We start from the raw sequence: 24,529 nt of genomic DNA on the forward strand, positions 1-24,529 counted from the left end.
TTAGCGACCCTTCGCCAGATACTGCGCCATCTCCTCTTCCGGCACCATTCCGCCGCCGGTGGCCCACACCAGGTGGGTCGCCTGCTGCAGCTGTTGCTCACTCAGTCCCTGCAGCTGATGGTACGCTTTGCTGGCGCAGACGCGCTGCGGCCCGGCCATCCCGGCCAGCGCGGAGGGCTCAAGGCGGATATTTTCCGCTGTCGCCAGCCAGCCCAACATGTCATACATCGTCTGGTCGTCAAGGGTATAGAACCCGTCGAGCAGGCGCTCCATTGCCCGGCCAACGAAGCCGGACGCCCGGCCGACCGCCAGACCGTCGGCGGCGGTCAGGTTATCAATGCCTAAATCCTGCACCGCTATCTGGTCATGAAGCCCGGTGTAGACGCCGAGCAGCATGCAGGGAGAGTGGGTCGGTTCGGCGAACAGGCAGTGAACGTGGTCGCCAAAGGCCAGCTTGAGGCCAAACGCCACGCCGCCGGGGCCGCCGCCGACGCCGCACGGCAGGTAGACGAACAGCGGATGGTCGGCATCGACCACCCGTCCGGCTTTGGCGAACTGCGCCTTCAGGCGCTCGCCGGCCACGGCATAGCCGAGGAACAGCGTGCGCGAATTTTCATCGTCGATGAAAAAACAGTTCGGGTCGGATTCCGCCGCCTTGCGTCCCTGTTCGACCGCCACGCCGTAGTCCTCTTCATACTCCACCACCGTCACGCCGTGGCTGCGCAGTTTGGCCTTTTTCCACGCCCGGGCGTCCGCGGACATATGTACGGTAACCTTAAAGCCGATGCGGGCGCTCATGATGCCGATCGACATCCCGAGGTTGCCGGTTGAGCCGACGGCGATGCTGTACTGGCGGAAGAACTGTTTAAACTCCGGCGTCAGCAATTTGCGATAATCATCTGCGCTAGTCAGCAGCCCGGCCTCGAGCGCCAGCTTTTCCGCATGGGTCAGCACTTCATAAATGCCGCCGCGCGCTTTGATCGAGCCGGAGATCGGCAGATGGCTGTCTTTTTTCAGCAGCAGTTCGCCGCCAATCGGCTGGCCGAATTTTTGCTCGAGGCGGTGCTTCATTGCCGGAATGGCGACCACTTCCGATTCGATGATCCCGCCGCTGACGGCCGTTTCCGGGAAGGCTTCCGCCAGATAGGGCGCGAAGCGCTGAAGGCGGGCATGGGCGTCCTGCACGTCGTCGGCGGTCAGGCCGACGTAAGGCAATCCCTCCGCCAGAGGGGTGGTGGCGGGGTTAAACCAGGTAGTTTCTTTCAGGGCGATCAGATCCTGCACAAGCGGGAAGGTCGCGGTCAAGGTAGTCAATTCAGCGTGTTTCATCATACGTCTCTTTGCGCTCAGATAATGAAAGAAAGCAGGAAGGTGGCGGCCAGTGCAAGTAGCGACGCGATAAAAGTCGCCGTCGTGTAGTACTTGAACGTTTCACTGAGGCTTGCGCCGCAGTACTGTTTGACCAGCCAGAAGAGGGAATCGGTGACGATCGTGCAGCCAATGGCGCCGGAACCGATAGCAATAGCGATGATCTCCGGGCTGACGCCGGGATAGAGCGGCAGCATCGGCGCGACGATGGCGGTGGCGCCCATCATCGCCACGGTGGCAGAGCCGACGGCGGCGTGCAGGATAAGCGCCACCAGCCAGGCCAGCAGAATCGGGTGCATATCGAGGTTCGACAGGATCACCGCCAGGCTATCGGCCAGGCCGCTGGATTTTAAGATCGCGTTGAACGCGCCGCCTGCGCCGATAATCAGCAGGATGTTGGCGATCGACCCAAAGCCATTTTCAGTATGGGTTAGCAGGACGCCCATCCCCATTTGCCGACGAATGCCGAGCATGTAATACGCGACAAAGACGGCGATAAACATTGCGGTGATGGGGTTGCCGATAAATTCCAGCACCGTATACAGCGTGCCGCCTTTCGCCATGTTCAGTTCGGCGACGGTTTTCACCAGCATCAGGCCAATCGGCAGCAGTACGGTAAACAGCGTGGCGCCGAGCGACGGCAGCGTCGACGCCTCGCGGACCTCAAGATTGGCAAATTCGGCCGGGACCGGTTTGTACGGCAGGCGGTTGCCTAACGCTCGGAGAAACAGCGGGCCGCCAACCAGCGAGGCGATCAGACCGACCAGCAGGCCATAGACAATCACTGTGCCAATATCGGCGCCCAGTTTGTTAGCGACAAACAGGGCCGCCGGATGCGGAGGGACCACGCAGTGCACCGCCATCAGTGCGGTACACAGCGGAATAGCCAGCTTCAGCAGCGAGGTGTTGGTTTTTTTGGCGATGGAGAAGGCCAGCGGGATCAGCAGGACCACGCCGACTTCGACAAACAGCGTGATGCCGCAGATCAGGCCGACCAGCACCATAATCACGTCCGCCGACAGCCAGCGGCAGCGCTGCAGCGTCAGGCCGATGCGCTCCGCCGCGCCGGAGACCTCCATCATCTTGCCGAGAATGGTGCCGAGGCCGATCACCGCCGCCAGGAAGCCCAGCGTGCCGCCGATCCCGCTCTCAATGGCGTTGACCATCTCCAGCGGGCCCATTCCCATCATCGCGCCGACGAAAAAGCTCGCCAGCAGCAGCGCCAGAAAAGGATGAAACTTCAGTTTGACGATCGTTAAGACGATTAACACGATGCTGATCAGCAGCGTGCTCACAACCCAGACTTGCGAACCCATATTCCACCTCGCCTGTGAATAATCTGGCCTTATTGAAGCGAGAAACCTCATGGGCTGACAAACGATATAAATGGGCTTTAAGGTGAGGAGAATTGAATCAAGTCGGTGATTTGGCTCAAAAACAGACCATTAAACATGCTGTGGGTCAAATTAACTCACCCTTTAGCGGCAAAACCGGCGTGATTTTTTTATCATCAACAGCCACTGTATTAGCCAGGAGCGCGTGATGGATGTGCTAAAAAAAATAGGTACCCGGCTGCTGAACGGCTGGCAGCTCTCCAGGCTGTCGACCTTTGAAGTAGCGGCGCGGCACGAGTCGTTTGCCCTGGCCGCCGACGAGCTGGCGCTCACACCTGGCGCCGTCAGCCACCGGATTAATCAGCTGGAAGCGGAGCTGGGGATCCTGCTCTTTGTCCGCTCGCATCGCAAAGTTGAGCTGACGCGTGAAGGTAAGCGGGTCTACTGGGCGCTGAAGTCGTCGCTGGATGGCCTCAATCAGGAGATCCTCGACATCAAAAACCAGGAGCTCTCCGGCAGTCTGACGGTCTACTCGCGGCCCTCTATCGCCCAGTGCTGGCTGGTGCCGGCTCTGGGAGACTTTACCCGTCGTTACCCGGCCATCTCCCTCACCGTGCTGACCGGCAACGAGAACGTTAACCTGCAGCGGACGGGCATCGATCTGGCGATCTATTTTGATGATGCGCCGTCGTCGCAGCTGAGCCACCATTTTCTGATGGATGAGGCGATCGTGCCGGTATGTACGCCGAATTACGCGCACCAGCGGCAGTTAATGTCGAATCCGGGCAATCTGCGCCACTGTACCTTGCTCCACGACCGCCAGGCATGGAGCAACGATTCCGGCACCGATGAGTGGTATAGCTGGGCGCAGCAGTTTGCGGTGGACCTGCCGCCATCGTCGGGCATTGGCTTCGATCGTTCCGATTTAGCGACGATCGCGGCGATGAACCACCTCGGGGTGGCAATGGGGCGTAAGCGGCTGGTGCAGAAGCGGCTGGAGAGCGGGGAGTTGATCGCCCCGTTTGGCGATATGACGCTGAAATGCCACCAGCACTACTATGTGACCACCCTGCCGGGTCGTCAGTGGCCGAAAATCGACGCCTTTATCGAGTGGCTGCATAGTCTGACCTGAAAATGAGCCGGGCTACCCCTCTGTGATGTTGGACAGGCCGGGTAAGGCGCCAGCCGCCACCCGGCAACATTACGGTACGGCGCCTGATAACCGCCCGGCGGCGCTGCGCTTGCGCGGGCCTACAGAGGACAGAACGGTAGGCCGGGTAAGGCGTCAGCCGCTATCCGGGGAGCGGCCGCCGCGCTTATACCGGCTGCTGATGATGGGTAAAGCGCGAGGCCAGCGGCAGCCAGCACAGCAGAATCAACAGGCCCATCAGCATCATCAGCAGCCCGAGACTGCTCTGACCGGTTTGCGGCATCATTGCTGACAGCCATGCCAGCACGCCGGAACCGATATTCTGCAAGCCGCCAACCAGCGCCCCGGCGGTACCGGCGAGGAACGGGAATGGCTCCATCGCGCCGCTGGTGGCCAGCGGGAACAGCATGCCGGCGCCAAAGAAGAACAGCGCCGCCGGCACCAGCAGGGTCCAGACGGTCATGACGCCCAGCAGCCCCGGGATCCACATCATCAGACCCGCCAGCAGGCAGCAGATAACCGATTGCCACATCAGGGTCGGGAAACGCTTGTTCGGCCGGCCGGAAAACCAGGCGCCGAAGAAGGCGGCCGGGATCGGCAGAATAAACAGAATACTCACCGCCATGCTGCTCAGGCCGAGCACCGCGCCCATCAGTACGCCGGAACAGGCTTCGAATACCGCAATCCCCGCCAGGCCGCCGATCAGCATGAGCAGGTAACAGTTAAAGGCGCCGGTGCCGAACAGCGTTTTGTAGCTGGCCAGAAGTTTGGTGCGCGGCGCGCCCTCCGGGCGCGTTTCCGGCATCCATTTCGCCATGCTAAAGGTCACCCCCGCGCACAGCACCAGCAGGAAGGCGTAACAGGCGCGCCAGTTCCACAGGGTGTCGAGGATGCCGCCGAGCAGCGGGGCAATCAGCGGGCTGACCAGAATGCCCATATTTAACAGGCTATTGGCATGACGCAGCTGGGCGCCTTCGTACAGATCGCGGGGCAGGGTGCGCGCCATCACGCCGCCGACGCCGGTGCCCATCCCCTGCATGGCGCTGGCGGCGATCAGCACCGGCAGGCTATGGGTGGTAATGGCTACCAGCGTCGCCAGCATAAAAATCGACATCCCGACGAGGATCACCGGGCGGCGACCCACGCGGTCGGAGAGCGGGCCGTAAAACAGCTGTGAAATACCGTAGGTCAGCAGGTAGGCCGCCATTACGCTTTGTACCGCCCCTTCGCGGACGTTCAGCGCGACCGCCATGTCGGCGATGGCCGGAATATAGATGGTCTGCGCCATCTGGCCGACGGCCACCAGCAGTACCAGCATCAACAACAAATTGAAGTTTTTATGCCGTTTCATGTCGATGAATACTTTGTGAGTAAATAAAAATTAAGAATATGTGACTGGCACACCCCGTAAACGATGGAGGAATCTACCATATAAAAATGACATAACAACTGCAAAGTGCCGATTGTTGAGGGAATTCCAGGCAGATTATGTAAACAGGAACGGCAACTAATGTTGCCATTTCAGGTTACGCGAGGCGCAGGAGGATCGCCCCGGCGGCAATCCCGCAGGCGGCGACGATGCGCAGCGGCATCAGTTGCTCTTTCAGGACGATAAACGCGATCAGCGCGCCGAACAAAATGGAGGTTTCACGCAGCGCGGCGACCACCGCCTGCGGCGCCTGGGTCATCGCCCACAGCGCCAGGCCGTAGGAGCCCATGGTGCCGATCCCGCCGAGGATACCTATTCGCCAGTGCAGGCGTAGATAGCGGCTGGCTTCAGCACGGCGGGTTATCATTGCCCAACTTAGCAGGCAGAAGCCGTTCATAAAAAAGGTCCACAGGGTGTAGCCCAGCGCCGAGCCCGCCAGCCGGACGCCGGTGCCATCCACCAGCGTATAGCCGGCGATAAAGCAGGCGTTGATCAGCGCCAGCACGATGCCTTTGCGGGAGCTGGCGCGGCCGTTAAAGGCCATCGCCAGAATGGCCAGGCAGATGACGCCGATGCCCAGCCAGGCCAGCGGCGACAAACGATCGCCGAGAAACAGCACGCTTATCGCCGCCACCAGCAACGGGGCAGTCCCCCGCATCAGCGGATAGGTCTGGCTCATATCCGACACCTGATAGGTCTTCGCCACCAGCACCGTATACACCACCTGTAACGCGCACGACGCCAGCAGATAGGGGGCGCTGGCCAGCGTGGGCTGCGGGGCAAAAGGCAGCATCACCAGGGCGAGCAGCGCGGCCGAGCCGCTGACGCCGATCGCCGCGTACATTTTATCGCCGCTGGCTTTGACAATAGCGTTCCAGCTGGCGTGCAGCAGGGCGGCGAACAGCAAAATGCAGAATACGGTGAGGGTCATCGCAGACAGGTTCAACAGTGAAGGTCACCGGACTGTAACACGCGCCCGCGCTGCCAGCCAGCGGGGCTACAGCGAACAAAACAGGCGATGCGTCACCCGCGGTTCATCGTACACCGGGCGAAAGCCAAGTCTTTCATAAAAGGGCCAGGCCTGCGCCGGAGCGTGGGTGTTGAGAAAATCGAACCAGGCGCTGGAGTGGGTGATAACCGAGACCAGCAGCTGCTGGCCGATCCCCCGGCGGCGGTAGCGCTCGCTGATGTAGAGGTGGCGAATACGCCCGGCCCGCGGCTGGGGGCTGAAGGGATCGCTATTGATGCCGCATACCCCAACCAGCTGGTGATTCACGAAGGCGCCCAGCAGCGTTTCGCCCGGCGCGGTAAAGCGGTTTTTGCCGCTCTGCCAGTTTTCCGCCAGGCGGCGCAGCATATTGAAATGCTGTTCAAGGCTTTCGGTGCGCAGCGCCGCGAACCCCGGGGCATCCGGCGTCGTGGCGGCAATTAACAGGGGTGGCATAGCTTCCTCCATCAAGTCATCCCGGGACGCCCGGCGGGCGCCTGCAGGGGGGCGGTTTCCCGCCCCCCTCAGGTGCGACTTGAACCTGAATCAGCGGAACTGTTTCAGGACTGCATCAAGTAGTTGCAACACAGCAACCATGAGTTTCAGGATTAAAATAATAATATCCATTCCGCCCATACGCGCGTCTCCTGTGGTTAAGGAGCACAATAAGCTGACGTACCTTTCCGCTGCCCGTTGTCAGCTTATCCCTGCCTGTCGCCGGCGGCGTCGCCCTGGCCTGTGGTGGCTCCTTCCGTGGACGGCTTCCCGGCCCGCCGCCTGCAACGACAGGGGTGCGCAGCGCTGAACCACGCGTTGCCGCGCGGGCCAGTGACTGCACGTTGTTGACGTAACACAGTGTGCTCTCTCGGGGTTAAGGCACTGACGGCACCACCCGTTTCAGCCAGGACTTCGTTGCGCCGGTCAAACTTGCGGCCCCCGAATGGCACACCGTGAACACACCCAGTATAGATAAATACTGTATGGATGAACAGTATTTTTTGGACAAATCCGCCGCGCTATCCCATACTCTATGACAGAGAAAAACCGACCTTAAATTGCGCGAACTGCAGCGATCGCGTATACTTTTGGCGTTGACGTAATACAGTGTGCTTGCGGCTACCACCTGTAACCATGCTGATAAAAACCTCGCTCCGGCGGGGTTTTTTGTTTTCTGCCCTTTTGCGTCGAACTGTGATCTTTCGCGCAAATTTTCGTGGATGAAAATAAATCCATTGTGAAAACGTAAAACCTGTGTTTGTATAAATTCAGCTTATTTTTCGACACAACAGGTCCCTAATGAACGCAACCCTGATCGCTTCGACCCTACTAAAAACCGCGCCAGCCGCGGTGGTCGTCGTGTCTGTGGTGGTCGTCGTCGGCAATGCGCCGTAGGGTCCGGAACAACACGAATTCCAAACCCCGCCGGCGCAAACCGAGCGGGGTTTTTTGTTGGCGAGCCCCCCGGTAAAGTCGGCCCAGAAGAAAAGGACTGGAGCATGGCAAGTTCGGGCACCACATCAAACACAATGCGCTTTACCGGCGCGCAGCTGGTTGTTCATTTACTGGAACGCCAGGGTATCACTATGGTTAGCGGCATTCCGGGCGGCTCCATCCTGCCTATCTACGATGCCTTAAGCCAGAGCACGCAGATCCGCCACATCCTGGCGCGCCACGAGCAGGGCGCGGGCTTTATCGCCCAGGGGATGGCGCGTACCGAAGGCAAACCGGCGGTCTGTATGGCCTGCAGCGGCCCGGGGGCGACGAACCTGGTGACGGCGATCGCCGATGCCCGCCTGGATTCGATTCCGCTGGTCTGCATCACCGGCCAGGTGCCGGCATCGATGATCGGCACCGACGCCTTCCAGGAAGTGGACACCTACGGCATCTCTATCCCCATCACCAAACATAACTATCTGGTGCGCGACATCGCCGAGCTGCCGCAGGTGATCAGCGACGCCTTCCGTATTGCTCAGTCCGGGCGTCCCGGGCCGGTGTGGATAGACATTCCTAAGGATATACAGTCGGCGACCATTGAGCTGGAAACGCTGCCGGAGCCGGGCGAGCGCGCCGCAGCGCCGGCATTCGCCCCCGAAAGCGTGCGCGAAGCGGCGGCGATGATCAACGCGGCGAAGCGTCCGGTGCTCTATCTGGGCGGCGGGGTAATTAACGCGCCGCAGGAGATCCGTGAGCTGGCGGAAAAAGCCAACCTGCCGACCACCATGACCCTGATGGCGCTGGGCATGCTGCCGAAGGCGCACCCGCTGTCGCTGGGGATGCTGGGCATGCATGGCGCGCGCAGCACCAACTTCATTCTGCAGGAAGCGGATTTACTGATTGTCTTAGGCGCGCGTTTTGATGACCGGGCGATTGGCAAGACCGAGCAGTTCTGCCCGAACGCGAAGATTATCCACGTCGATATCGACCGCGCCGAGCTGGGCAAAATTAAGCAACCGCACGTGGCGATTCAGGGCGATGTGGCGGAAGTCTTAGCCCAGCTGAACCCGCAGGTTGAGGCGCAGCCGCGCGAGGAGTGGCGCCAGCTGGTGGCCGACTTGCAGCGCGAATTCCCCTGCGCCATCCCGCAGGAAAGCGACCCGCTCTCTCATTATGGCCTGATTAACGCCGTGGCCGCCTGCGTGGATGATGAAGCGATCATCACCACCGACGTAGGCCAGCACCAGATGTGGACGGCGCAGGCCTACCCGCTCAACCGTCCGCGCCAGTGGCTGACCTCCGGCGGTCTTGGCACCATGGGCTTCGGCCTGCCGGCGGCGATCGGCGCGGCGCTGGCGAATCCGCAGCGCAAGGTTATCTGCTTCTCCGGCGACGGCAGCCTGATGATGAATATTCAGGAGATGGCTACCGCCGCTGAAAATCAGCTGGATGTAAAAATTATTCTGCTGAACAACGAAGCGCTGGGGCTGGTGCATCAGCAGCAGAGCCTGTTCTATCAGCAGGGGGTTTTTGCCGCCACCTATCCGGGGATGATTAACTTTATGCAGATTGCCGCCGGTTTTGGCCTGCAAACCTGTGATTTAAATAACGAAGCCGATCCGCAGGCAGCGCTGCAGGCGATCATCGACCGTCCGGGGCCGGCGCTGATCCACGTGCGCATCGACGCGCAGCAGAAAGTGTATCCGATGGTACCGCCGGGTGCGGCTAATACTGAAATGGTGGGGGAATAAGCCATGCAAAAACACTGTGATAACGTCATCCTGGAACTCACCGTCCGCAACCACCCCGGCGTCATGACCCACGTCTGCGGGCTTTTTGCCCGCCGCGCGTTTAACGTCGAAGGTATTCTCTGTCTACCGATTCAGGGCAGCGAACACAGCCGCATCTGGCTGCTGGTGAACGACGATCAGCGTCTCGGGCAGATGATTAGTCAGATTGAAAAGCTGGAAGATGTCACCAAAGTGGCGCGTAACCAGTCCGATCCCACCATGTTTAACAAAATTGCGGTGTTCTTCGAGTAAATCGCGCAAGGCTTGAACGGTAAGGTGCTTATGGTTAAGGTAGGCGCCTTTACCGGATGGCGCTGCGCTAATCCGGCCTACAGGGAGTGAATCCGTAGGCCGGATAAGGCGTTTACGCCGCCATCCGGCGCTTTCAGGCACCAGGAAACACCATGACCACCATCGCCCTTATTGACGATCATTTGATTGTCCGCTCCGGCTTTGCTCAGCTGCTGGGGCTGGAAACTGATTTTCAGGTTGTCGCCGAATTTGGCAGCGGCCGCGAGGCGCTGGCGGGGTTGCCGGGGCGCGGCGTTCAGGTCTGTATCTGCGATATCTCGATGCCGGATATTTCCGGGCTGGAGCTGCTCAGCCAGCTGCCGAAGGGGATGGCGACCATTATGCTGTCGGTGCACGACAGCCCGGCGCTGGTCGAGCAGGCGCTCAACGCTGGCGCGCGCGGCTTTCTGTCGAAACGCTGCAGCCCGGACGAACTTATCGCCGCGGTGCGCACGGTGGCGGCGGGCGGCTGCTATCTCACGCCGGATATCGCCATGAAGCTGGCCGCCGGGCGTCAGGATCCGCTCACCAAACGCGAACGTCAGGTGGCGGAAAAGCTGGCGCAGGGCATGGCGGTAAAAGAGATCGCCGCTGAGCTCGGGCTGTCGCCGAAAACCGTCCACGTTCACCGCGCCAACCTGCTGGAAAAGCTGGGCGTCAGCAATGACGTCGAGCTGGCGCGCCGCATGTTTGACAGCTGGCAATGAAGACCTTACTCCCGCGCCTGCTGTCGGTGATAGGCTGCGCCTTTATCTTCGCCGCCGCCTGGTTTTGTCTGTGGAGCATCAGCCTGCATCTGGTGGAGCGCGCCGATCTGGCGGTGCTGCTGTTCCCCTTCGGCCTGCGGCTGGGGCTGATGCTCCAGTGCCCGCGCGGCTACTGGCCGGTGCTGCTGGGAAGCGAGTGGCTGCTGATCTTCTGGCTGACGCAGGAAGTGGCGCTGGCGCATCCGATAATATTGATGACCGGAAGCCTGCTGACCCTCCTGCCGGTGGCGCTGATCTCGCGATATCGTCAGCAGCGCGACTGGCTGACGCTTCTGCGTCAGGGCGGGGCGTTAATGGCCGCCGCGCTGCTGCAATCGCTGCCCTGGCTGGCGGAGGGGGACGAGGGGCTTAACGCCCTGCTGTTGACGCTCACCGGCGGCCTGACCCTGGCGCCGACCTGTCTGGTGTTCTGGCACTACCTCACCAGCACCGTCTGGCGGCCGCTGGGGCCGTCGCTGGTGGCGCAGCCGGTAAACTGGCGCGGGCGGCATCTGATCTGGTATCTGCTGTTATTCACCATAAGCCTGTGGCTGCAGCTTGGGCTGCCCGCCGAGCTCTCCCGCTTTACCCCGTTTTGCCTCGCGCTGCCGATTATCGCTCTGGCCTGGCACTACGGCTGGCAGGGAGCGCTGATCGCTACGCTGATGAACGCGATCGCCCTGATTGCCAGCCAGACCTGGCACGATCACCCCGTCGATCTCCTGCTTTCGCTGCTGGCGCAGAGCCTCACCGGGCTACTGCTGGGGGCGGGGATCCAGCGATTGCGCGAGCTGAACCAGTCGCTACAGAGCGAGCTGGCGCGCAATCGGCGGCTGGCGGATCGTCTGCTGGAGACTGAAGAGAGCGTGCGCCGCGACGTTGCCCGCGAGCTCCACGATGATATCGGGCAGACCATCACGGCAATACGCACCCAGGCGGGGATCGTCCAGCGGCTGGCGCCGGACAACGCCAGCGTTCGCCAGAGCGGCCAACTGATTGAACACCTGTCGCTGGGGGTGTATGACTCGGTGCGTCGCCTGCTGGGCCGTCTTCGTCCGCGCCAGCTTGACGACCTGCCGCTGGAGCAGGCGGTACGTTCTCTGATGCGCGAAATGGAGCTGGAGGACCGCGGCATCGTCAGCCATCTCGACTGGCGGATTAACGAGGCGGGGCTGAGTGAAAACCAGCGCGTGACCCTGTTCCGCGTCTGCCAGGAGGGACTGAACAATATCGTCAAGCATGCCAGCGCCAGCGCCGTGACCCTGCAGGGCTGGCAGCAGGAGGAGCGACTGATGCTGGTGCTGGAAGATGACGGCTGCGGCCTGCCGCCGGGCTCCAGCGCGCAGGGGTTCGGTCTGACCGGCATGCGCGAGCGCGTGACCGCCCTGGGGGGCACGCTGACGATCTCCTGCACCCACGGTACCCGGGTGTGCGTCAATCTACCGCTGCGTTACGCCTGAGAGGATCGCCGATGTTCTCCTTTTTAAAAGCCCCGCCGGACGCCGCGCCGATTAGCGATAAACGCGAGCTTGATGCGCGTTATCGCTACTGGCGTCGCCATATCCTGTTGACCATCTGGCTGGGCTACGCGCTGTTCTATTTCACCCGCAAAAGCTTTAACGCCGCGGTTCCTGATATTCTCGCCAGCAACGTACTGACCCGCAGCGATATCGGGCTGCTGGCTACGCTGTTCTACATCACCTACGGACTGTCGAAATTTTTCTCCGGTATCGTCAGCGACCGCTCCGACGCCCGCTATTTTATGGGGCTGGGGCTTATCGCCACCGGGGTGGTGAATATTCTGTTCGGTTTTTCTTCCTCACTGTGGGCCTTCGCCCTGCTGTGGGCGCTAAACGCCTTCTTCCAGGGGTGGGGCTCGCCGGTCTGCGCCCGGCTGCTGACGGCCTGGTATTCACGCACCGAGCGCGGCGGCTGGTGGGCGCTGTGGAATACGGCGCATAACGTTGGCGGCGCGCTGATCCCGATGGTGGTGGGGGCGGCGGCGCTACATTACGGCTGGCGCGCGGGGATGATCATCGCCGGGGGCCTGGCGATCCTCGCCGGATTATACCTGTGCTGGCGGCTGCGGGATCGTCCGCAGGCGGTGGGGCTGCCCGCCGTCGGCGACTGGCGTCACGATGCGCTGGAGATTGCCCAGCAGCAGGAGGGCGCCGGACTGACGCGTAAAGAAATCCTCACCCGCTACGTGCTGGCCAACCCCTATATCTGGCTGCTGTCGCTGTGCTATGTGCTGGTGTACGTGGTGCGGGCGGCGATTAACGACTGGGGCAATCTGTATATGTCGGAGACGCTTGGCGTCGATCTGGTGACCGCTAACTCGGCGGTGACCATGTTCGAGCTGGGCGGATTTATCGGCGCGCTGGTGGCGGGGTGGGGCTCGGATAAGCTGTTTAACGGCAATCGCGGGCCGATGAACCTGATCTTCGCCGCCGGAATTTTGCTGTCGGTTGGCGGCCTGTGGCTGATGCCGTTCGCCAGCTACGTGATGCAGGCGGCCTGCTTCTTCACCACCGGTTTCTTCGTCTTCGGCCCGCAGATGCTGATCGGCATGGCGGCGGCGGAGTGTTCGCATAAAGAGGCCGCCGGGGCGGCCACCGGGTTTGTCGGCTTGTTCGCGTATCTTGGCGCGTCGCTTTCCGGCTGGCCGCTGGCGCAGGTAATGGATATCTGGCACTGGACCGGATTCTTCGTGGCGATCGCGATTGCCGCCGGCATTTCCGCGCTGCTGCTGCTGCCGTTCTTAAACGCCCAGGCGCCGCGCGCGGCCAGTGAAGCGTGATGCATCTCACTCTTTCGCCCCGAATGGGGCAAAACTAGGAAATTTTCCCGGTTTCACCTGGACGCCGTCTCAGGCCAGACGGCGCGCTGATTTTTACAATGCCTGGCTATGACGCAGGCATAAAAAATCAGCTCAGGAGATACCCATGCTGGCCTTTCTGAATCAGGTTCGTAAGCCGACCCTGGATCTGCCGCTCGACGTGCGGCGCAAAATGTGGTTCAAACCTTTCATGCAGTCCTATCTGGTGGTCTTCATCGGCTACCTGACCATGTATCTGATCCGCAAGAACTTTAATATTGCGCAGAACGACATGATCTCCACTTACGGGTTGAGCATGACGCAGCTGGGGATGATTGGCCTGGGCTTCTCCATTACCTACGGCGTAGGGAAAACCCTGGTTTCCTACTATGCCGATGGCAAAAACACCAAGCAGTTCCTGCCGTTTATGCTGATCCTCTCCGCCATCTGCATGCTGGGCTTTAGCGCCAGCATGGGCGCGGGTTCCACCAGCCTGTTCCTGATGATCGCCTTCTATGCGCTGAGCGGTTTTTTCCAGAGCACCGGCGGCTCGTGCAGTTATTCCACCATCACCAAGTGGACGCCTCGCCGTAAGCGCGGCACCTTCCTCGGCTTCTGGAATATCTCTCACAACCTCGGCGGCGCCGGCGCGGCGGGCGTGGCGCTGTTTGGCGCCAACTATCTGTTCGACGGCCACGTGATCGGCATGTTTATCTTCCCGTCGATTATTGCGTTAATCGTCGGCTTTATTGGCCTGCGCTATGGTAGCGACTCCCCGGAATCCTATGGCCTCGGCACGGCGGAAGAGCTGTTTGGCGAAGCGATCAGCGAAGAGGATAAAGAGACCGAAGAAAACGCGATGACCAAGTGGCAGATCTTTGTTGAGTACGTGCTGAAAAACAAAGTGATCTGGCTGCTGTGCTTCTCCAACATCTTCCTCTACGTGGTGCGTATTGGTATCGATCAGTGGTCCACCGTGTATGCCTTCCAGGAGCTGAAGCTGTCTAAAGAGGTGGCGATTCAGGGCTTTACCCTGTTTGAAGTCGGCGCCCTGGTTGGCACGCTGCTGTGGGGCTGGCTGTCGGACCTGGCCAACGGCCGCCGCGCGCTGGTGGCCTGCATCGCGCTGGCGCTGATTATCGCCACCCTCGGCGTTTATCAACATGCCAGCAACCAGTACGTCTATCTGGCCTCGCTGTTTGCGCTGGGCTTCCTGGTGTTTGGTCCGCAGCTGCTGATCGGCGTCGCCGCCGTCGGTTTCGTACCGAAAAAAGCGATCGGCGCCGCCGATGGGATCAAGGGCACTTTCGCCTATCTGATCGGCGATAGCTTCGCCAAGCTGGGCCTGGGGATGATCGCCGACGGCACGCCGGTCTTCGGTCTCACCGGCTGGGCCGGCACCTTTGCGGCGCTGGACGCCGCCGCCATCGGCTGTATCTGCCTGATGGCCATCGTGGCTATCTTCGAAGAGCGTAAAATTCGCCGCGAGAAAAAGAATCGCATTTTGCAGACCGCCTGATTCACCAGGTATTGGGTAACCTTGCCCGGCCTTCGCGCCGGGCTTTTTTATTTCTTGCGCATTATGCCAGGTCCGGCAGTCGACAGCAGGCAAATTCCCATTATGATAGTCAGGCTGCGATTGGATGAGAGGATGCATGATCTGGATAGGACTGGCCACCCTGGTAGTGGTGTTTGTTGTGGGATTTCGGGTGCTTACCTCTGATTCACGCCGCGCGATCCGCCGCCTGAGTGAACGCCTTGGCATTACGCCCGTCCCGCTGGAATCGATGATCGATCAACTGGGTAAAACCGCCGGCAATGAGTATTTGCGTTACCTGGAACGGCCGAATGAAGCGCATCTGCAGAATGCCGCGCAGGTGCTGCTGATCTGGCAGGTTGCGATTGTCGACGCCAGCGAAAAAAACCTGCATTACTGGTATCGCCTGATGCAAAAAGCGCGTTTAGCGGCGCCGATCACCGACGCGCAAATCCGCCTTGCGCAAGGGTTTCTGCGCGAGCTGGATCCGGATGTGAGCGATTTGCATAACCTTCAGCAGCGCTATAACGACCTGTTTCTCCCGGAAGACGGCGTGCACTGGTTGCACTGATATCATTGTTATCCGGCCTGTGGTTCAAAACCATATCTCCCTTACGTTCCTTGTAGGCCGGATAAGCGTAAGCGCCATCCGGCAGAATAACTACAGTAGGATTTTCAGGCCGTGTTTTTGTACGACGCTAAGCAATTTTAATGACATTCCGCTCGGTCGTTTAGCGCCAGTCTCCCATTTTTGCACGGTAGACACACTGGTATTCAGATAACGAGCGAACACGGGTTGGCTAACATTGAGTTGTTCACGTAGCGCTTTAATTTCAATGGGTTGAAGTGCGGCTACGCTACCGAGACATGATTCATCAAAATGGCGCATTGTTTCCTGTGGGATTGCGCCAACGCTGAATAGCCCCGACGCAGCGCTATGGATCGCTTCGAAAGCCGGGCTTTTGTATTTATTTTTTGCTGTCATCGCAAATCTCCACCATTTCTTTACTTTTAACTAAGGCCGTCGTTTTCTCTTCAGAGAGATTGGCATAGTGTTTTGCTAACTCACGAAACCCCATTAATTCGCGATGGTTGATATTGGCCATATCCTGTTTGGCATATAGAAAGGTATAAAACCAATACCCTGCGCTTTTGGTAAGGATGATTGCGCGATCGCGATTCTTGTTGAGTCGCTTTTTATAAACCCCTCCTCCTAAATCAACCACTTTGCCCTGAAGCGCAGATTGAATTGCCTGATAGAGCTCGTCGTCGGAAATGCCATGAGAGCTGGCCTCTCTGGCGAACCATTTGGTTTTAAAGATACGCATTGCTGACATCCTGTCGTTAAAAGTATAGCACATAGTGCTACATTAAATTCTCCTGAGATTTGTTAAAGCGATAGCAAGCATCGTTTTTTTAAACATGCGAGCAGCTACGCATCCTCTTATGAAAAGCGAGAAGAGTTGCGAAAACGTTAAATGCGTCACAAACAAAATGTTACACTGCGCAGCTTTCCGCCACTTTCTTCGCAGGTCACTCATGAGTCATTCAAATGAAGCCAAAACCCACGCACGCGAGCTCGCGCGACCAAACTGGTCGGCAGTTTTCGCGGTTGCTTTCTGCGTCGCCTGCCTGATTACCGTCGAATTTCTACCGGTCAGTCTGCTGACGCCGATGGCGCTGGATTTAGGCATCTCCGAAGGGATGGCCGGGCAGTCGGTGACGACGACAGCGTTCGTCGCGATGTTTTCCAGCCTGTTTATCACCTCCGTTATTGGCAAAACCGATCGCCGCTACGTGGTGATCCTCTTTTCGCTGCTGCTGACCCTTTCCTGCCTGTTGGTGTCCTTTGCCGATAGCTTCACCCTGCTGCTGCTGGGACGCGCCTGTCTGGGGCTGGCGCTCGGCGGTTTCTGGGCGATGTCAGCCTCGCTGACCATGCGTCTGGTGCCGATGCGCGTGGTGCCGAAAGCGCTGTCGATTATCTTCGGCGCGGTATCCATCGCGCTGGTGATCGCCGCCCCGTTGGGCAGTTTCCTTGGCGGGCTTATCGGCTGGCGCAACGTGTTTAACGGCGCGGCGGTGATGGGCGTGCTGTGTACGATCTGGGTGTTGAAAGCGCTGCCGTCGCTGCCGGGTGAATCGGCGGCTCAGCAGCAAAAAATGTTTGGCCTGCTGAAGCGGCCGGGGGTGATGGCCGGCATGTGCGCCATTTTCATGGCTTTTGCCGGACAGTTCGCCTTCTTTACCTATATTCGCCCGGTGTACATGACCCTCGCCGGGTTTGATGTCGATGGCCTGACGCTGGTGCTGCTGAGCTTTGGTATCGCCAGCTTCATCGGCACGTCGCTCTCCTCGGTGCTGCTCAAACGCTCAGTGAAAGCGGCGCTGGCGATTGCGCCGCTGGTGCTGACCGCCTGCGCGGCGGCGCTGGTGCTGTGGGGGGAAAGCAAAATCGTCGCCTCGACGGTGGCGATCATCTGGGGCTTCGCGTTCGCCTTGATCCCGGTGGGGTGGTCAACGTGGATCACCCGTTCCCTCTCCGATCAGGCGGAAAAAGCCGGGTCGATTCAGGTGGCGGTGATCCAGCTGGCCAACACCTGCGGCGCCGCTGTCGGCGGCATTGCGCTTGACCATTTAGGCCTGCTGTCGCCGCTGGTGTTGTCAGGGGTATTGATGCTGTTTACCGGCCTGCTGGTGGCGGCCAAAGTGAAGGTGAATTCACCCGCTTAAGGACGCTCGCCTTTTGCCAGCCGGGCGTTGATGTCGACAATCACCCCCGGCAGGTCCGCCAGGGTATCAACCACATAATGCGCCCCGGCGGCATACAGCTTGCCTGCCGCCCGCTCGCGACGGGTGGCGATTTCCTCTTTCGACATCGCCTGATACGCCTCCCAGGTGGCGCCAAATTCATTTCCCGACACCGCCAGGCCGACGCTCCACATCCCGGCATGTAACCCTTCGCTGATGCCCGGCGCGGCATCGTCGACCTTCACGCAGTGGGCCACATCGTCTATGCCCAGGGCAATCACGTTCTGCAGCGCCATCCACGGCCCGGGACGCCCGCCGGCGGCAAGGTCATCGGTGGCGACCCAGTGGTCCGGGGCATAGCCCTGGGCGGCAGCGGCTGGAACCAGTTTTTCCATCACCGGGCGCGGATAGCCCGAGCAGGAGCCGATCTTCAGTCCGTCGGCGCGCAGCGCGGCGAGGGTGTCGACCACGCCGGCGATCGGAGCGGAAAAATCGACAACCTTAGCGATTTGCAGCGGCATAAACGCGGCGTAGATCACATCGATATCAGCGGCCGTCATCGCCCGACCAAATTTCGCCTGCCAGCGGCTGTCGACCGACGGCAGTTTGCCCAGCGCCTCAATGTGCTGCCATTTGCCAAGCCCCATCGGCACGCGGGCCTCTTCAAGGGTGATCTCAATATCGAAGGCCTGGCGGAAGGCCTCGACGAAAATTTGCGTCGGCGCGAAGGAGCCGAAGTCCACGGTGGTGCCGGCCCAGTCGAGAATGAGTGCGGTGATACGGTTCATGGCGGTTCCTTATTGTTTCCAGTACATGGCGTTGTCGATGGCCGCCAGCAGGGCGGTGATGTCGGCGTCGTAGACTTCGCCGATGTTGCCGATGCGGAAGCAGTCGCTTTGCGACACTTTGCCCGGATAGATCACGAAGCCCTGATCTTTCAGCTTCTGGTAGAAGGTGTGAAAGCGATACTGCGGCGCATCCGGTGAATAAAAGGCGGTAATGATCGGCGAGTGCAGGCTGTCGTCGAGCAGCGGCCGGAAGCCGAGCGCGCGCATTCCGGCTACCAGTCGGCGCTGATTGCGGGTATAGCGCTGATGGCGGGCGCTGACGCCGCCCTCCTGGGCCAGCTCTTTCAGCGCCTGGGCGAAGGCCAGCACGGTATGGGTCGGCGAGGTGAAGCGCCACTTGCCGTGGTTATCCTCCATACAGCGCCACTGGGCGTAAAGATCCAGCGACAGCGAGCGCGAGCGGCCTTTGCAGGCGGCCAGCTCCGATTCGCGGGCGATGACGAAGGCGAAGCCCGGCACGCCCTGAATGCACTTGTTGGCAGAGCTTATCAGGTAGTCAATATTCAGCGCGGCGATATCCAGCGGAATGCCGCCGAAGCTGCTCATCGCATCGACGATATAGCGTTTGCCATACTCTTTCGCCAGCGCGGCCACCTCTTCAATCGGGTTGAGCATGCCGGTGGTGGTTTCGCTATGCACCATCGCGATATGGGTGATCGCCGGGTCATCCCGCAGGATCCGCGCGATCGCCGCGGCGTCCGGGCGGGCGACTTCGCCGCAGTCGTAAGGGTGGAAGGCGATACCCATCCGCTGCGCCATCTCAATCATGCGCGCGCCATAGGCGCCATTGCTGACGATCAGCACTTTGCCCTGTTCGCCGATGACGCTGCCGAGCACCGCTTCGACCGCGTAGCTGCCGCTGCCCTGCAGCAGCACCGCCGTATACCCGGCGGCCGGGGTGGCCAGCTGTACCAGCTGCTGACGAATGGTCTGTACCACGCCGAGATTGTAATCATCATCCCAGGTGCAGCTATCGAATAACATCGCCTCTTTCACCGTGCGGGAGGTGGTTAGCGGGCCGGGAGTCAGCAACAGGTAGTTCCGTGAAGTCATTTGTCTCACCATTGGTCTATACCAGATTGGTATTTATCATGGAGACAAAGCCGGGGCAGGGTCAAAGGAAATGTGGCGCTGCAACAAAAAATTCATCTGGCTATGTATAATGAGCGCACCAAAAGTGGCAGCGAGTAAACATGAAATCACCCTCTGGCGAGATGCCGCAATACCTGATGATTAAGGCGCAGCTGCAGGCGCGTATTCAAAACGGCGCCCTCAAAAGCGGCGATAAATTGCCTTCCGAGCGCGAGCTGTGCGCGTTGTTCAACACGACCCGTATCACCGTGCGCGAGAGCCTGGCGCAGCTGGAGGCCAGCGGCGTGATCTACCGCGCCGACCGCCGCGGCTGGTTTGTGACGCCGGAGCGGCTGTGGCTGGATCCGACGCAGAACACCAACTTCCACAAGCTGTGTCTCGAGCAGGGACGTGAGCCGAAAACGGTGCTGCTTGATGGCCGGTTATCCGCCGTGCCGCTGGATGTGATGGCGCCGCTGGCGCTGCAGCCCTTCGATCAGGTCTACCTACTGACCCGCCTGCGCTATGCCGACGGGCGTCCGGTGTGCTATTGCGAAAACCACTGCCTGCCGGCCCGGGTGCCGGAGCTGCTGCGCCACGATCTCAACGGCAGTCTGACCGAGATTTATCAGAGCCAGTACGACCTGATCTATACCAGTATGCATTTGTCGTTTTATCCCACCTCCATGCCGCCGCAGGCCGCAGCGGCGTTGGGGGTGATGGAGGGGCGCCCGGCGCTGCTGCTGCGCAGGCTGAATTACGATCAGCACGGGCGTATTCTTGATTACGATATCGAATACTGGCGGCATGACAGCCTACGGATCGAAGTCGATACCCATTGATTTTATTGCATTAATCCTTCCCGTGTCCCCGGTGGCGTCAGCGTTAACCGGGGCTATGCCTCCCCTCGTTTTAACTCTTTCGACACACTTCTTTCATCGTTTTGTCATAAACCACCGGTAGCGTGAAGGCAAATCTGGTCTACACCAGAATAACTAACTGCGATGAGGCTAACACGATGAAACTCTCCCGACTTGCCCTGCTGTCCCTGTTCGCGCTGACCAGCTCCCCGGTTTGGGCGGACGGCGTCGTCACGGTTTACTCCGCCGACGGCCTGCATGACGGCGATAACAGCTGGTATCAGAGCCAGTTCGACGCCTTCACCAAAGCGACGGGCATCAAAGTGCAGTATGTGGAAGGCGGCTCCGGCGCGATTGTCGAGCGTCTGGCGAAGGAGCGCACCAATCCGCAGGCCGACGTACTGGTCACGGTGCCGCCGTTTATCCAGCGCGCCGCGAAAGAGAAGCTGCTGGCCACCTTTACTCCACAGGGCAGCGCGCAGATCACTGGCGCCAACGACCGCTATTCGCCGCTGGTGAACAACTATCTGACCTTCATCTATAACGGTCAGTTGCTGAAAACCGTGCCGGCCAACTGGCAGGATCTGCTGGATAGCCGTTTTAAGAATAAGCTCCAGTACTCCACGCCGGGCCAGGCGGGGGACGGCACCGCGGTGATGCTGCAGGCCTTCCACAGCCTTGGCGGCAAAGACGCTGGCTTTGCCTATCTTGGCAAGCTCCAGGCCAATAACGTCGGCCCATCGGCCTCCACCGGCAAGCTGACGGCGCTGGTCAACAAAGGCGAGCTGTACGTCGCCAACGGCGATCTGCAGATGAACCTGTCGCAGATGGCGCGTAACCCGAACGTTAAAATTTTCTGGCCGGCGGATGATCACGGCGAGCGCAGCGCGCTGGCGCTGCCCTACACCATCGGGCTGGTGCAGAACGGGCCGAACAGCGAAAACGGCAAAAAGCTGATTAATTTCCTGCTGGATAAACCGGCGCAATCCAGCGTCAGCGCGCGCTCCTGGGGCTTACCGGTACGCAACGACGTGGCGCCGGATGACGCTAACTTTAAGGCGGCGCAGGCGGTGCTCGACGGCGTGAAGCGCTGGGAACCTAACTGGGACGACGTTGCGCTTTCTCTCTCGGCGGATATCGCCCGCTGGCATAAAGTGACCGATAGCGAGTAAGCCTGATGTTAATGAAAACGACCGTCACGCCTTCCCCGTCGCTGGCGGGGACTTCCGGGATCACCCTGGACTCGCTGCGCGTTTCCTACCACGGCAACGTGGTCTTAAAACCGCTGTCATTGACCATTGAACCCGGTGAGGTGCTGGCGCTGATTGGCCCTTCCGGTTCCGGGAAAACCACCGTGCTGCGGGCGATTGCCGGATTTGTGCAACCGGCTGGCGGGCGGATCCTGATCGGCGACACGGACGTCACCCACCTGCCGCCTTACCAGCGCGGGCTGGCGATGGTGGTGCAGAACTACGCGCTGTTTCCCCATATGAAGGTGGAAGACAACGTCGCCTTCGGCCTGCGGGCGCAAAAGCAGCCCAGGGCGCTGATCGCCGGGCGGGTGACTGAAGCCTTAAAAATCGTTGGTATGGCGGACTACGCCACCCGCTATCCGCATCAGCTTTCCGGCGGCCAGCAGCAGCGCGTCGCGATAGCCCGCGCCATTGCCGTGCGTCCTCGGGTGTTGTTGCTTGATGAACCGCTGTCGGCGCTGGATGCGCAAATTCGTCATAACATGGTGGAAGAGATTGCCCGTCTGCACCGCGAACTGCCGGAGCTGACCATCCTCTACGTCACCCACGATCAGACCGAAGCGCTCACTCTGGCGGATAAAATCGGCATTATGAAAGACGGGTCGCTGATCGCCCATGGCGAAACGCACGAGCTGTACCACTATCCGCCGAACCGCTTTAGCGCCGAATTCCTCGGCCGCGCCAATATCCTGCAGGCGACGGCGCTGACCGATAGTCTTCAGCCGGGTCTGGTTAACGTGAGCTGCGGCGGCGGCCTGGTTAACGCCTTCAGCCGGGTTGGGCTGCATGGCAACAACAAGCTGTTATGCATTCGCCCGCAGCATATGAGCCTGGCGCCGCGATCGGCAACCAGTAATCGCCTCAACGCCACCCTGACTTCGGTACACTGGCAGGGCGATCTGACGCATCTGCTGTGCGACGTCGCGGGCGAAGCGGTGCGGATCGTCATGACTCACGTCAACCCCCTGCCGCGCGCGGGCGACAAGCTGGTGCTCTACTTCGAACCTGGCGATGCGGTTCTGATCGAGGAGCAATGATGGCGCAAACCTTAATCCTTACGCGCCCGGCGCGAAACCTGCGCCCTTACCTGTGGCTGGCGTTGCCGCTATTGGTGCTGGCGACGCTGTTTTTCTATCCGCTGTTGCTGATCGCCGAACAGGCGCTGCGCGACGCCAGCGGCAACCTGAGCCTCGAAACTTTCTGGCAGGTGATTGACTCAAAACGCTTTATTGGCGCGCTGCTCAATACCTTACAGATTGCGGTGTTCGCTACCCTTGGCTGCCTGGTGCTCGGCAGCGTTCTGGCGCTGATTCTGGTTTTTATTCCGTTCCCCGGCAGCCAGCTGATTTGCCGGGTGATCGATACTTTTATTGCGCTGCCGACCTTCCTGATCGCTCTCGCGTTCACCTTTATTTACGGATCGGCGGGGCTGCTCAACGGCGCCCTGATGGCGCTGTTCGCCTTTGAACTGCCGCCGGTGGACTTCCTTTATTCGATTAACGGCGTGATCCTGGCGGAGATCACCGTCTTTACGCCGCTGGTGATGCGCCCGTTGATGGCCGGACTGCGGCAGATCGATAAGAGTCAGCTGGAAGCGGCGAGTATTCTTGGCGCTCACCCGCTGCGGGTGATGACCCAGGTTATCTTCCCGGCGGCGCTGCCGGCGCTGATGGCGGGGGGCAGTCTGTGCCTGCTGTTGACCACTAACGAGTTCGGTATCGTGCTGTTTATCGGCGCCAAAGGGGTCAATACCCTGCCGATGATGGTCTACAGCAAGGCGATTCTGGAGTCGGATTACAGCGTGGCCTGCATGATCGCGCTGATGAATATTCTGCTGTCGCTGGGGCTGTTTATGCTCTATCGGCTGGCGGCGGCGCGCACTGGCGTAAGGAGTTAACGATGTTGATTTGGTCGCGTAAAGGCCGCGCGGCGGCGGGCGCGCTGGCGGTGACGCTCTTTGCCGGCATCTTCCTGCTGCCGCTGGCGGTGATTTTGCTCTCCAGCCTGAGCCAGCAGTGGAACGGCCTGCTGCCCACCGGCTTTACCTTTGCCCACTTTGTTAACGCTTTTCGCGGCGCGGCGTGGGATTCGCTGTTTTCCAGCCTGATGGTGGGCTTCTGCGCCAGCCTGCTGGCGCTGCTGTGCGGGATGTGGGCGGCGCTGGCGCTGCGCCAGACGGGCGCGAAGCTGCAGAAATATCTTGGGTTGATGTTTTATCTGCCCAGCGCCATCCCCTCGGTTTCCGTGGGACTGGGCATTCTGGTGGCCTTCAGCCAGGGGCCGCTGCAGATGAATGGCACCTTCTTTATCGTCCTGGCGGCGCATTTCGTGCTGATCTCGGCCTTTACCTTCAGCAACGTGACCACCGGGCTGGCGCGAATTTCCGCTGATATTGAAAACGTCGCCTCCAGCCTGGGCGCTTCCCCGTGGTACCGCCTGCGCCATGTGACGCTGCCGCTGATGACGCCATGGATGATCTCGGCGCTGGCGCTGAGTTTATCGCTGTCGATGGGGGAGTTGGGAGCGACGGTGATGATCTATCCGCCGGGCTGGACCACCCTGCCGGTGACCATTTTCAGCCTGACCGATCGCGGTAATATCGCCGATGGCTCGGCGCTGACCATCGTGCTGGTGGGCGTCACGCTGCTGTTGATGATGAAGCTGGAGCGCATCGCCCGTCGTTTGTGTCAGAGATAAAGAGTGGATGTCGTCATGCGGGGCTGGCGCCTGACCGCCCGGCGGCGCTGCGCTTGCGCGGGCCTACAGGGGGAGCCCGCAGGAAGGAACGTAGGCCGGATAAGGCATTTATGCCGCCATCCGGCATAAATGGAGCGCACCAGTCGTAGCCCGGCTAAGCGTAG

The 24,529-nt window shown here is 60.2% G+C and carries 26 protein-coding genes; 15 read left to right on the forward strand and 11 right to left on the reverse strand.

The annotated features are described in order from the left end of the window. Together dsdA and dsdX are read right to left on the reverse strand one after the other, a co-directional pair. Positions 1–1,329: a D-serine ammonia-lyase gene (gene dsdA / locus L2I46_RS19165; protein WP_101993111.1), complete on the reverse strand. Its 1,329-nt coding sequence runs from the start codon at positions 1,327–1,329 to the stop codon at positions 1–3. Positions 1,330–1,346: 17 nt separating this feature from the next. Next, positions 1,347–2,684, reverse strand: a complete 1,338-nt coding sequence (gene dsdX, locus L2I46_RS19170; protein WP_048335644.1) for a D-serine transporter DsdX — start codon at positions 2,682–2,684, stop codon at positions 1,347–1,349. A 226-nt stretch (positions 2,685–2,910) separates the two neighbouring features. On the opposite strand from dsdX, the gene dsdC reads away from it, so the two are divergent. Next, positions 2,911–3,834, forward strand: a complete 924-nt coding sequence (gene dsdC / locus L2I46_RS19175) for a DNA-binding transcriptional regulator DsdC (protein WP_065805556.1) — start codon at positions 2,911–2,913, stop codon at positions 3,832–3,834. A gap of 184 nt (positions 3,835–4,018) precedes the next feature. Here dsdC and emrD read toward each other — a convergent pair whose 3' ends face one another. The 5 genes from emrD to L2I46_RS19200 all read right to left on the reverse strand — a co-directional run bounded on the left by emrD (position 4,019) and on the right by L2I46_RS19200 (position 7,553). Continuing rightward, positions 4,019–5,203: a multidrug efflux MFS transporter EmrD gene (gene emrD, locus L2I46_RS19180; protein ID WP_105491093.1), complete on the reverse strand. Its 1,185-nt coding sequence runs from the start codon at positions 5,201–5,203 to the stop codon at positions 4,019–4,021. Positions 5,204–5,378: 175 nt separating this feature from the next. Continuing rightward, a complete protein-coding gene (locus tag L2I46_RS19185; protein ID WP_236948145.1) occupies positions 5,379–6,212 on the reverse strand; it encodes a DMT family transporter in 834 nt (277 codons plus the stop codon). Between the two features lie 66 nt (positions 6,213–6,278). Then, positions 6,279–6,725 carry a GNAT family N-acetyltransferase gene (locus tag L2I46_RS19190; RefSeq protein ID WP_004202251.1) on the reverse strand — a complete coding sequence of 149 codons (447 nt, stop codon included), beginning with the start codon at positions 6,723–6,725 and terminating at the stop codon, positions 6,279–6,281. A 90-nt stretch (positions 6,726–6,815) separates the two neighbouring features. Then, positions 6,816–6,935, reverse strand: coding sequence for a type I toxin-antitoxin system toxin TisB (tisB, locus tag L2I46_RS19195; protein ID WP_004145059.1), 120 nt, complete (start codon positions 6,933–6,935; stop codon positions 6,816–6,818). Between the two features lie 450 nt (positions 6,936–7,385). Then, positions 7,386–7,553 carry a hypothetical protein gene (locus tag L2I46_RS19200; RefSeq protein WP_168381024.1) on the reverse strand — a complete coding sequence of 56 codons (168 nt, stop codon included), beginning with the start codon at positions 7,551–7,553 and terminating at the stop codon, positions 7,386–7,388. 12 nt (positions 7,554–7,565) lie between these two features. Here L2I46_RS19200 and ivbL point away from each other — a divergent pair, with 12 nt between their 5' ends. From ivbL to L2I46_RS19240, 8 genes are all read left to right on the forward strand, one after another. Further along, the gene (gene ivbL, locus L2I46_RS19205) at positions 7,566–7,661 is read left to right on the forward strand and encodes an ilvB operon leader peptide IvbL (protein WP_002923286.1); all 96 of its coding nucleotides are present in this window, start codon (positions 7,566–7,568) and stop codon (positions 7,659–7,661) included. Positions 7,662–7,765: 104 nt separating this feature from the next. Next, positions 7,766–9,454: an acetolactate synthase large subunit gene (gene ilvB / locus L2I46_RS19210; protein WP_236948146.1), complete on the forward strand. Its 1,689-nt coding sequence runs from the start codon at positions 7,766–7,768 to the stop codon at positions 9,452–9,454. A gap of 3 nt (positions 9,455–9,457) precedes the next feature. After that, the gene (gene ilvN / locus L2I46_RS19215; RefSeq protein WP_017899675.1) at positions 9,458–9,745 is read left to right on the forward strand and encodes an acetolactate synthase small subunit; all 288 of its coding nucleotides are present in this window, start codon (positions 9,458–9,460) and stop codon (positions 9,743–9,745) included. Positions 9,746–9,897: 152 nt separating this feature from the next. Further along, positions 9,898–10,491 carry a transcriptional regulator UhpA gene (gene uhpA, locus L2I46_RS19220; protein WP_023291438.1) on the forward strand — a complete coding sequence of 198 codons (594 nt, stop codon included), beginning with the start codon at positions 9,898–9,900 and terminating at the stop codon, positions 10,489–10,491. Positions 10,492–10,508: 17 nt separating this feature from the next. After that, positions 10,509–11,990, forward strand: a complete 1,482-nt coding sequence (uhpB, locus tag L2I46_RS19225) for a signal transduction histidine-protein kinase/phosphatase UhpB (RefSeq protein WP_072199062.1) — start codon at positions 10,509–10,511, stop codon at positions 11,988–11,990. Between the two features lie 11 nt (positions 11,991–12,001). Beyond that, the gene (locus tag L2I46_RS19230; protein WP_223064088.1) at positions 12,002–13,330 is read left to right on the forward strand and encodes an MFS transporter; all 1,329 of its coding nucleotides are present in this window, start codon (positions 12,002–12,004) and stop codon (positions 13,328–13,330) included. Between the two features lie 145 nt (positions 13,331–13,475). After that, positions 13,476–14,867 carry a hexose-6-phosphate:phosphate antiporter gene (gene uhpT, locus L2I46_RS19235; RefSeq protein WP_004202242.1) on the forward strand — a complete coding sequence of 464 codons (1,392 nt, stop codon included), beginning with the start codon at positions 13,476–13,478 and terminating at the stop codon, positions 14,865–14,867. Between the two features lie 136 nt (positions 14,868–15,003). Next, positions 15,004–15,456: a DUF1198 family protein gene (locus tag L2I46_RS19240; protein WP_004901545.1), complete on the forward strand. Its 453-nt coding sequence runs from the start codon at positions 15,004–15,006 to the stop codon at positions 15,454–15,456. Positions 15,457–15,546: 90 nt separating this feature from the next. Here the strand turns inward: L2I46_RS19240 and L2I46_RS19245 are convergent, their stop codons facing one another. Both L2I46_RS19245 and L2I46_RS19250 read right to left on the reverse strand, forming a co-directional pair. Further along, a complete protein-coding gene (locus tag L2I46_RS19245; protein WP_004173862.1) occupies positions 15,547–15,870 on the reverse strand; it encodes a helix-turn-helix domain-containing protein in 324 nt (107 codons plus the stop codon). Then, the gene (locus L2I46_RS19250; protein ID WP_085551808.1) at positions 15,854–16,213 is read right to left on the reverse strand and encodes a type II toxin-antitoxin system RelE/ParE family toxin; all 360 of its coding nucleotides are present in this window, start codon (positions 16,211–16,213) and stop codon (positions 15,854–15,856) included. Before L2I46_RS19250 ends, L2I46_RS19245 begins: the two co-directional genes overlap by 17 nt. Before the next feature lie 211 nt (positions 16,214–16,424). Between L2I46_RS19250 and nepI the strand changes: the two genes are divergently transcribed. Next, entirely contained in the window at positions 16,425–17,618 is a 1,194-nt protein-coding gene (gene nepI, locus L2I46_RS19255) for a purine ribonucleoside efflux pump NepI (RefSeq protein WP_032454414.1), read from the forward strand. On the opposite strand, the gene phnX is transcribed toward nepI, so the two are convergent. Beyond that, positions 17,615–18,424: a phosphonoacetaldehyde hydrolase gene (gene phnX / locus L2I46_RS19260; protein ID WP_085551809.1), complete on the reverse strand. Its 810-nt coding sequence runs from the start codon at positions 18,422–18,424 to the stop codon at positions 17,615–17,617. The two genes, nepI and phnX, sit on opposite strands and share 4 nt — an antisense overlap. A gap of 9 nt (positions 18,425–18,433) precedes the next feature. Beyond that, positions 18,434–19,537: a 2-aminoethylphosphonate--pyruvate transaminase gene (gene phnW / locus L2I46_RS19265; RefSeq protein ID WP_044525082.1), complete on the reverse strand. Its 1,104-nt coding sequence runs from the start codon at positions 19,535–19,537 to the stop codon at positions 18,434–18,436. A 140-nt stretch (positions 19,538–19,677) separates the two neighbouring features. Between phnW and phnR the strand changes: the two genes are divergently transcribed. The 5 genes from phnR (at position 19,678) to phnV (ending at position 24,365) form a co-directional block, all read left to right on the forward strand. After that, entirely contained in the window at positions 19,678–20,397 is a 720-nt protein-coding gene (gene phnR / locus L2I46_RS19270) for a phosphonate utilization transcriptional regulator PhnR (RefSeq protein WP_023291430.1), read from the forward strand. 176 nt (positions 20,398–20,573) lie between these two features. After that, positions 20,574–21,587 (forward strand): 2-aminoethylphosphonate ABC transporter substrate-binding protein, encoded by a 1,014-nt coding sequence (locus L2I46_RS19275; protein WP_236948147.1) that lies wholly within the window; start codon positions 20,574–20,576, stop codon positions 21,585–21,587. A gap of 5 nt (positions 21,588–21,592) precedes the next feature. Then, the gene (phnT, locus tag L2I46_RS19280) at positions 21,593–22,705 is read left to right on the forward strand and encodes a 2-aminoethylphosphonate ABC transport system ATP-binding subunit PhnT (RefSeq protein ID WP_236948148.1); all 1,113 of its coding nucleotides are present in this window, start codon (positions 21,593–21,595) and stop codon (positions 22,703–22,705) included. Continuing rightward, the gene (gene phnU, locus L2I46_RS19285) at positions 22,705–23,565 is read left to right on the forward strand and encodes a 2-aminoethylphosphonate ABC transporter permease subunit (RefSeq protein WP_236948149.1); all 861 of its coding nucleotides are present in this window, start codon (positions 22,705–22,707) and stop codon (positions 23,563–23,565) included. The genes phnT and phnU overlap by 1 nt, the downstream gene beginning before the upstream one ends. A gap of 2 nt (positions 23,566–23,567) precedes the next feature. Beyond that, complete coding sequence (gene phnV / locus L2I46_RS19290; RefSeq protein ID WP_032454408.1) at positions 23,568–24,365, forward strand: 2-aminoethylphosphonate ABC transport system, membrane component PhnV; 798 nt, start codon at positions 23,568–23,570, stop codon at positions 24,363–24,365. Positions 24,366–24,529: the final 164 nt, after the last annotated feature.

Origin of the sequence: Klebsiella sp. 2019SCSN059 (assembly GCF_021739525.1) — a bacterium.
Classification (GTDB): Bacteria; Pseudomonadota; Gammaproteobacteria; order Enterobacterales; family Enterobacteriaceae; genus Klebsiella; species Klebsiella quasipneumoniae.